Below are 8321 nucleotides of genomic sequence, written 5' to 3'. Positions count from 1 at the left end.
CCAGTGCGGGCAGAAACTGCCGGGCAGCACCCCCAACCCGTGCGGCCACGGCCGGATGTCGCCGAACGAGTCGGTGACGCAGCCCTGGTACCAGCACGACCCGCCGGCCGACAGCCCGCCCAGCACCAGGTCGCGATCACCGGCTGCCATCTCGGTGAGCACCTTGTCGACGCCGTGCACCTGCCACAGTGCCAGCAGGTTCGCGGTCGAACCGCCGCCGACCAGGATCAGGTCGGCCTCGGGCAGCCGGGCCACCGAGCCGGCGGCGTCGGTCCACAGCGTCAACACCATGGTCCGCACCCCCAACGCCCCGTAGGCGGTCAGGAACTTGCGAATGTAGGTGGCGTCGTCGGCCGACGCGGTCGGGACGAAGCAAACCATCGGTGCCCGACGCCCGGTGAGTTCGACCAGGTAGCGGTCGAGGTTCGTCGCGGCGGAGTCGGGCGACATCGAGAAGCCGCCACCACCCATGGTCACGATGTGCTTGCTCATGGGGTCATCATGGCAGCCGCTACGCTGGGCGGGTGAGTCCTACCACCACAATCGGCGTGATCGGCGGTGGCCAGTTGGCCCGGATGATGTACGCGCCGGCAATCTCGTTGGGCGTCAACCTGCGACTGCTGGCCGAAGGTCCGCAAGTCGGCGCCGCCCGGGTGATCAGGGACGTGGTGGTCGGCGACTACAACGACGAGGCGACCGTGTGCGAGTTCGCCGCCGGTTGCGACGTGATCACCTTCGACCACGAGCACGTGCCCACCCGGATCCTGCGCGGCCTGGTGGCCGACGGCAAGCTGGTGCGTCCCGGGCCGGACGCCCTGCAGCACGCCCAGGACAAGCTACTGATGAGGCAACGGCTCACCCGCGCTCTGGACGCGCCTGCCCCGACCTGGCGACACTGTCTGGACCCGGCCGGCCTGCGGGCGTTCGGCGACGAGATCGGCTGGCCGATCATCGCCAAGGCGTCCCGCGGCGGCTATGACGGCCACGGGGTGTGGAAGCTCGCCGGGCCGACCGACTGCGAGCGCCCGTTCACCGAGTCGAAGGACGCCTCGGCCGGCGAACCGGTCGAGATCATCGGCGAGGAGTTCGTCGACTTCGCCCGTGAGATGTCGGTACTGATCGTGCGCTCCCCGTCGGGGCAGGCGGTGTCGTACCCGGTCAGCGAGACGATCCAGCTGGACGGTGTCTGCCGCGAGACCGTCACCCCGGCGCCCGGGCTGTCGGACGCGCAGGCCTCTGAGATCGCCCGGCTCGGCCTTGACATCGCCGACGAACTGCAGGTGGTGGGCATGCTGGCCGTCGAGCTGATGCAGCGCCGCGACGGCCGGGTGGTGATCAACGAACTGGCGATGCGTCCCCACAACACCGGCCACTGGACGATCGACGGCGCCCACACCAGCCAGTTCGAGAACCACCTGCGGGCGGTGCTCGACCTGCCGCTGGGCGACCCGCGGGCCCGTGACCCTTGGTGCGTGATGGTCAATGTGCTCGGCGGCGACGTCGACGACCTGACCGGCGAGCTGCTGCACTGCTTCGCCCGGGACCCGCGGCTGCGGGTGGAGTTCTACGGCAAGCAGCTTCGTCCCGGGCGCAAGGTCGGCCACGTGGTCTGCTACGGCGACGACCTCGATCAGGTGCGCAACCGGGCCCGGCACGCCGCTGGCCACCTGATGGGTCAGATCAAGGAGGGAAGATGACCCAACCGCTGGTGGGAATCGTGATGGGTTCCGACTCGGACTGGCCGACGATGGAACCGGCCGCCCGGGCTCTGCAGGAGTTCGGGGTGGGGTACGAGGCCGACGTGGTCTCGGCGCACCGGATGCCGCAGGAGATGATCGACTACGGCCGGCAGGCCCACCAGCGCGGGTTGAGCTGCATCATCGCCGGCGCCGGCGGAGCGGCGCACCTGCCCGGCATGCTGGCCGCGGTAACCCCGCTGCCGGTGATCGGGGTCCCGGTGCCGCTGAAGTATCTGGATGGCATGGACTCGCTGCTGTCGATAGTGCAGATGCCGGCAGGGGTGCCGGTCGCGACGGTGGCGATCGGGGGGGCGCGGAACGCGGGGCTGTTGGCGGTTCGTATTCTGGGGGTTGCGCGTGGTGAACTCGTCGAACAGATGATCGCCTTCCAGGACGACCTTCGGAACGTGGCGAGGGCGAAGGGGGAACGGGTCCGGGGCCACGCCACGACATGAAAGGTCTGACTGTTGAAGCTTGCCAGGATACTCACTGCCCTGTTCGCCGCCGTGCTGCTGTTGGCGGGCTGCGCCGGGTCGCCCGATGACACCGCCGGCTCCGGCGACACCTTGCTGGAGCGCTACGGCCTGACCGGTATGGACGCCGAGCAGGTGATCAACCAGCTCGACCGCTCGACCGAGCCGCGGCCCACCAAATTGGGTGGCTCGGTTCGTCCCACCGAACTGCTGCTGAGCGACGGCACCGATGAGCAGGTGCTGCCGATGCCGGATGACAAGTTCTACCTGTCGATCGCGCCCTTCGTGGACTCCACCCATGACTGCTTCTTCCACAGCCTCGGCACCTGCCAGGGCGAGCTGGTCGAGGAGCCCGTGCATGTGAACATCACCACCGATGACGGCCAAGTGCTGGTCGACCAGGACGCCACCACCTGGACCAACGGCTTCGCCGGCTTCTGGGTGCCGAAGGGCACCTCGGGAACCATCACGATCAGCCAGGACGGTCGGCAGGGCAGCGTCGGGTTCGCCACCGGCGACCAGGACGCCACCTGCATCACCACGCTGCGGCTGGTCTAGTCGCTGGCCGGGGCTGGCCTCGACCCTGATCGCGCGGCCTCACCCCGCACGCCTCACCCGCATCCCTGACGCTGAGCAGTATCCGTGCACCGGGCTGGTAAGTGCACGCTCTGGAGGCTGCTCGCGTGCATTATCGGGCCCTTGCGCCGGGAAGTGCACGGTCCCGGGCGCTGGCGGGCCCTGCGGCGGGCATGGTGCACGGCCGTGCCCACGGGCCACGGCGGGGTACAGGAATGCGCACGAACGGCCGGGCCCCGGGATAGTGCCGGGCCCGGCCGACGCGCCGAAACCAGCGGCGCCTAGTTCTCCTTCATGGACAGGGCCTGCCGGTAGGTCAGCCGGCCCTGGGTCTGCAGTAGTGCCCGCCGGTAGATGCGTTCGCCGAGCAGCACCATCACGGCGGCGAAGGCCAGGTTGAGCAGCAGCGCCACGATCGGCTCCCACCAGTCGGCGGCGCCCTCCACGATCCGCACCGGCATCAGGATGCTGGAGATGATCGGCACGTAGCTGAGCACCACCCGGGCGGTGCCGCTGACGGTGAACCCCACGAAGTAGGCGATCAGCAGCAACCAGGTGAGCGGCTGGGAGGTCTGGTTGAGATCCTCCGACCGGGTGCCCAGCGCGCCGGCGGCGGCCCAGATGCAGGCCAGCGCCAGGAAGCCGGCCAGGAAGAACGCGAGGAACCAGCCCACTCCGCTGGACAGGTTCGGCAGGGCACCGGTGACGGGGGTGAAGCTGACCCCCAGCAGGGCGACCCCGAGCAGCAGCACCATCTGGCCGAACGCGATCACGGTATTGCCGATCACCTTGCCGGCCAGCAACTGCCGGACCGGGATCACCGCCACCAGGATCTCGACGATCCTGGACTGCTTCTCTTCGATCACCGAACTGGCGATCTGCATGCCGTAGATCATCGACGACATCATGAACAGCACCGCGAACGCCAGCCCGGCGAAGTAGCCGACCATGCCGTCGACGGCGTCCCCCTCCAGCACCTGTGACCGGAGGCTCATCTGCTGGCTGAGCTGTTCGGGAGTGATGCCGGCAGCGGCGGCCAGGTCGGCCATCGTCCTGCTGGTGAGCACCTCGGACAATGTCGCCTCGAAGTCACGGCCGGGCTCGGACTGCCAGGTCAGCACCCAGCCGTCGTCGCCCCGGGCCAGGTACGCATCGGCGGTGCCGTCGGTCACCTGCTGGCGGGCCTCGGCCTCGTCGGCGGCCTCGAGGACGGTGACCGAACTGTCCGCGTTGTCCTGCCGGACGGCGGCATCGGCGGCCTGGCCGACCGCGGCCGCCTCGGGGCTGGTGACCACCAGCGTGGTGTCGCTGGGCCGGCTGCCGATGAACCAGACCACCCCTATGCCGACCGCGACCAACGCCAGCGTGCTGATGGTGCCGATGATGAACGTACGGTCGGTGAGCTTGACCATGATCTCGCGGATTGTGACGGTCAGCCAGGCCGGCTGGTTGTCGCGTTGCATGCCCGCTTGCGGGCTGGTCGGGGTCGCCTGCGGCGCGCGGGACGGTCGGGTGGCCTGCGGCGCGCGGGACGGTCGGGTGGTGGTGGTCATGCTGCGGTCACCTCTCGATAGATCTCGGACAGGGTAGGGCGCAGCCGGGCGAACTCGAGCACCCGGCCGCGCTGGAGCGCCTGGGCCAGCAGTTCGTTCTCGGCGCCGGGGACGAGCACCTCGAGCAGGGCGGTACCGCCGTCCACGTCGTCGACCCGCAGCCCCCGCAGATCGCGCACCCAGCCGGCGTCCCCGGCCAGCACCAGCCGGTGCCGGACCGCGCCCCGCGCCTCCAGTTCTTCCTTGGTGCCAGCGGCGACCACGCGTCCCTCGCTGAGGATCACCAGCCCGTCGCACAGCCGGTCGATCAGGTCGAGCTGGTGGCTGCTGAACAGCACCGGGACGCCGCGTGCGGCGCGTTCGGCCAGCAAACCGGCCATCTGGTCGGTGGCCTTGGGGTCCAGACCGCTGAACGGTTCGTCCAGGATGAGGCCGATCGGGTCGGCCATCACCGCGGCGGTGATCTGGACCCGCTGCTGGTTGCCGAGGCTGAGTTTCTCGAGCTTGTCCTTGACGCGTTCACCCAGCCCGAAGCGCTCCAGCAGGACGGTCGCCTCGGCGTGGGCGTCGGCGTGCGTCATCCCTTTCAACCGGGCCAGGTAGATGAGTTGGTCGAGGATCGGCTGCTTGGCGTACAGGCCGCGCTCCTCGGGCATGTAGCCGAACCGCGCCCGGTCGTGCCGGCTGATCGGCCGGCCCTGCCAGCGCACCGCCCCGGCGTCCGGGGCCAGCAGCCCCATGATCATCCGCATGGTGGTGGTCTTGCCGGCGCCGTTCCCGCCGACGAAACCGATCATCTGGCCTGCCGGCACCACGAACGACACATCGTCCACCGCCCTGAGCTCGCCATACGTTCGGGTCAGGTGGCTCACTTCCAGCATCAGTACCTCCCGGTCGCCTCCGGCGCGTCCTGCGCCTGGCACCAGACTGCCAACCCGGCGTGCCCCGGCACATCGGCCGGATTGGGGAGATCCATCCTCCGCCGGGCGGGGGAGGCGGCTCAGTCGACCAGGTGGTGCCGGTAGGCCCACGCCACCGCCTGCACCCGGTCGCGGACGCCCAGCTTGGCGAGCAGGTTGGACACGTGGGTCTTGACGGTGGCCTCGCCGACGAACAGTTCGCGGGCGATCTCGGCGTTGGACAGCCCCCGGGCCATCGCGACCAGGACCTCGGTCTCGCGCTCGGTCAGGTCCACCTCGGCGATGGCATCGGGACGCCCGGGCGCAGCGCGGTGCCGGTTCATCTGGGCGATCACCCGGGTGGTGACCTCCGGTGACAGCAGGGCGTGCCCCTGCGCGACCGACCGCACCGCCTCCAGCAGCATCTCGGGGCCGGAGTTCTTCAGCAGGAAGCCGGCCGCGCCCGCGGCCAGCGCGTCGAACAGGTAGTCGTCCTGGTCGAAGGTGGTGAGGATCACCACCCGGGTCTGTTCGGCGAGCCGCCGGGTGGCCTCGATACCGTCCATCACCGGCATCTGCACGTCCATCAGCACCACATCGGGCCGCAGTGCCGCCACCTGTTCGATGGCCTGGCTGCCGTTGGTGGCCTCGCCGGCCACCTCGATGTCGTCGGCCACCGACAGGATCATCCGGAAGCCGGTGCGGACCAGTTGCTGGTCGTCGACCAGCAGAACGCGGATCGGCTCAGCCATGTCGCGCCTCGGACTCGGTTCGGTTGAGCGGCAGCCGGACCCGTACCCGGTACCCGCCGGTGGCTCGCGGCCCGATCTCGGTCTGCCCGCCATGCGACGCCACCCGCTCGCGAATCCCGAGCTGTCCAAGGCCGCTGCCGCTGGTGCCGGGCAGCGGTCGGCCGTCGTCCAGTATCTCGGCCTCGACCCAGCCGGTCGGTCTGCCCTCGGCCCGCAGGACGACCCGGGCCTGGCGGGCGGTGGAGTGCCGCTGCACGTTCTGCAGCGCCTCGGAGATGATCCGGTACAACGACAGTTGCATCGGCAGCGCCACCTCGGCCAGCGACCCGGGCGGGTTCTCGATCGTGGTCAGGTCCACCACCAGCCCGGTTGCCTGCAGCGACTCGACCAGTTGCGGCAGCTCCGCCAGCGTCGGCTCGGGCTCCCGGCCACCGTCACCATCGGCGCCCGGCCCACCGCGCAGCGCGCCGAGCAGGCCACGCATCTCTGCGACGGCGGTGCGGGCGGACTCCTCGACCACCAGCAGCGCGGTGCGGGCCTGTTCGGGGTCACGGTCGAGCAGGGTGCGTGCGGCGCCGGCCTGGATACCCATCACCGAGACGTGGTGGGCCACCACGTCGTGCAGCTCACGGGCGATCCGCAACCGCTCGGCCACCACCGCCTGCTGCTGCAACTCCTGGGACTGGGCGGCGATGGTGGCGGCCTGCTGTTCCAGCAGGGCGGCGCCACGGGCCTGCCACCACCGGTTCCGGCCCAGCACCACCGCACCCAGGACGTAGACGGCGTTGGTCAGGTAGCTGAGCAGCACCGAGGACGTGATGGGCGGCAGCAGCCCCACCTCGGCGTCCGGGTCGTCGCGGAGCCGCTCCAGCAGGGTGTCGAAGCCGGCGCCGACCGCGGTGTCCCAGGCCAGCCAGCCGAAGACCGCGACGGTGATGGCGCCCAGCAGGATCAGCGCCACCCGACGGTCCCGCGCCCAGGCCGCCACCGAGAACAGTGCGAAGAACAGGATCGCCTGGTAGCCCAACAGGTAGCCCACCTCGGGCACCAGGGTGCAGGCCAGGAAGAAGTGCACGAAGGCGTAGCCGGCCACCAGCACCGGATAGCGGCGCCGCCACAGCATCGGAGCCACGCCGGTCACGATCACCAGGTACTCCAGCCAGACCGGCGATCCGGCCGGCCAGAACCCCAACGGCCGATTGAGTTCCCGGTTGACCGTGGTGAACGCGAACAGCACCCCGACCACCACCCAGTCGGAGCGGTCGACGGGGGTGGCCGGCCGGACGTACTGGTCGTCCACCCCGAACCAGTTCGACAGCCCGGCCATGGTCAGCCCAGGAACCGGTCGAGTTGCGAGGTGTCACCACGGCTGATCTCGTCGAACAGCGCCAGCGCGTTCTCGCGGTCCCAGATCACCACCGACGCTCCGGTGTCGGAGACGCCGGACGGGTCGGCGATCGGCACCACCAGCGACAGGCCGTCGCGGCCGGCCACACCGATCAGCGCCCGGGCGCTGCCGAGCAGGTCGAGCGGGCCGGTCTGGTCGCCCTTGGTCACCATGTCGGCAGCGGCCATGTTCAGGCTCCAGTAGCGGACCGGGTTCAGCACGCTGACCGGGCTGGCGGCCTTGCCGACCACCTTGCCGATGATCTCCCGCTGGCGTTCGGCCCGGCCGATGTCGCCGCGCGGATCGGCGTAACGCATCCGGACGTAGGCCAGCGCCTGCTGGCCGTCCAGCTGCGTGCAGCCGGCCGGGATGTCGAGCCCGGACAGGTCGTCCTGCAGCGCGATGTCGGTGCAGACCTCGACGCCGCCGACCGCGTCCACCACCCGCGAGAAGCCGTCGAAGCCGATTTCCAGGTAGCCGTCGATCCGGACGCCGGTGACCTGCTCCACGGTCTCGGTCAACAGGGCCGGCCCGCCGTAGGCATAGGCCGCATTCAGCTTGTCCTGCCCAAGATCGGGAATGGGCACGTAGGAGTCCCGGGGCAGGCTCACCAGCACCGGGCGCCCGCTGCGCGGCTGGTACAGCAGCATGATGGTGTCGGCCCGCGCGGTTGTCAGGTCTTCGTCGCCTGGCACCGGCTCGTAGCCTGGGCCGGGGTCGCGGGCGTCGCTGCCCACCAGCAGCGTGGCGGTGCCGGGTTGGCGGGGCGGCCGGGCGTCGGACTGGGACTGGTCCACCCGGTCCATCCGCGCCAGTGCGAACACCGGGGTGCCGATCAGGAAGACCAGCCACGCGGCGAGCAGTACCCCGACCAGCCGCAGCTGTCGGCGTCTGGTCCGGCGGCGCCCGGGTGGCCGGCCCGAATCACCGGTCGGTCGGGAG

General features: G+C 70.3%; 9 protein-coding genes. 3 read left to right on the top strand and 6 right to left on the bottom strand.

Going from position 1 to position 8321, the window contains the following annotated elements; all coding sequences use genetic code 11:
- On the bottom strand, positions 1 to 492 hold a 492-nt coding region (locus tag WBL05_RS07775), incomplete at its 3' end, for a Type 1 glutamine amidotransferase-like domain-containing protein (protein WP_424224968.1).
- An 83-nt stretch (positions 493 to 575) separates the two neighbouring features.
- Here WBL05_RS07775 and WBL05_RS07770 point away from each other — a divergent pair.
- From WBL05_RS07770 to WBL05_RS07760, 3 genes are read left to right on the top strand one after another with little or no spacing between them, the layout of a single operon-like run.
- Positions 576 to 1697 (top strand): 5-(carboxyamino)imidazole ribonucleotide synthase, encoded by a 1122-nt coding sequence (locus tag WBL05_RS07770; RefSeq protein WP_424224970.1) that lies wholly within the window; start codon positions 576 to 578, stop codon positions 1695 to 1697.
- Positions 1694 to 2194, top strand: coding sequence for a 5-(carboxyamino)imidazole ribonucleotide mutase (gene purE / locus WBL05_RS07765; protein ID WP_424224966.1), 501 nt, complete (start codon positions 1694 to 1696; stop codon positions 2192 to 2194). Before WBL05_RS07770 ends, purE begins: the two co-directional genes overlap by 4 nt.
- A gap of 12 nt (positions 2195 to 2206) precedes the next feature.
- Complete coding sequence (locus WBL05_RS07760; RefSeq protein WP_424224964.1) at positions 2207 to 2770, top strand: CueP family metal-binding protein; 564 nt, start codon at positions 2207 to 2209, stop codon at positions 2768 to 2770.
- Between the two features lie 299 nt (positions 2771 to 3069).
- Here WBL05_RS07760 and WBL05_RS07755 read toward each other — a convergent pair whose 3' ends face one another.
- The 5 genes from WBL05_RS07755 to WBL05_RS07735 all read right to left on the bottom strand — a co-directional run.
- Complete coding sequence (locus WBL05_RS07755) at positions 3070 to 4341, bottom strand: ABC transporter permease (protein WP_424224962.1); 1272 nt, start codon at positions 4339 to 4341, stop codon at positions 3070 to 3072.
- Positions 4338 to 5222: an ABC transporter ATP-binding protein gene (locus tag WBL05_RS07750; protein ID WP_424224960.1), complete on the bottom strand. Its 885-nt coding sequence runs from the start codon at positions 5220 to 5222 to the stop codon at positions 4338 to 4340. The genes WBL05_RS07755 and WBL05_RS07750 overlap by 4 nt, the downstream gene beginning before the upstream one ends.
- Before the next feature lie 119 nt (positions 5223 to 5341).
- Positions 5342 to 5992: a response regulator gene (locus WBL05_RS07745; protein ID WP_424224958.1), complete on the bottom strand. Its 651-nt coding sequence runs from the start codon at positions 5990 to 5992 to the stop codon at positions 5342 to 5344.
- The gene (locus WBL05_RS07740; protein ID WP_424224956.1) at positions 5985 to 7319 is read right to left on the bottom strand and encodes a sensor histidine kinase; all 1335 of its coding nucleotides are present in this window, start codon (positions 7317 to 7319) and stop codon (positions 5985 to 5987) included. Before WBL05_RS07740 ends, WBL05_RS07745 begins: the two co-directional genes overlap by 8 nt.
- A gap of 2 nt (positions 7320 to 7321) precedes the next feature.
- A partial coding sequence (locus WBL05_RS07735) for an LCP family protein (protein WP_424224954.1) occupies positions 7322 to 8321 on the bottom strand: 1000 nt, incomplete at its 5' end.

Origin of the sequence: Brooklawnia sp., assembly GCF_049651565.1 — a bacterium.
Lineage (GTDB): Bacteria > Actinomycetota > Actinomycetes > Propionibacteriales > Propionibacteriaceae > Brooklawnia.
The sequence above is the reverse complement of the archived record's forward strand: the minus strand, read 5'-3'. Positions and strand labels throughout refer to the sequence as shown.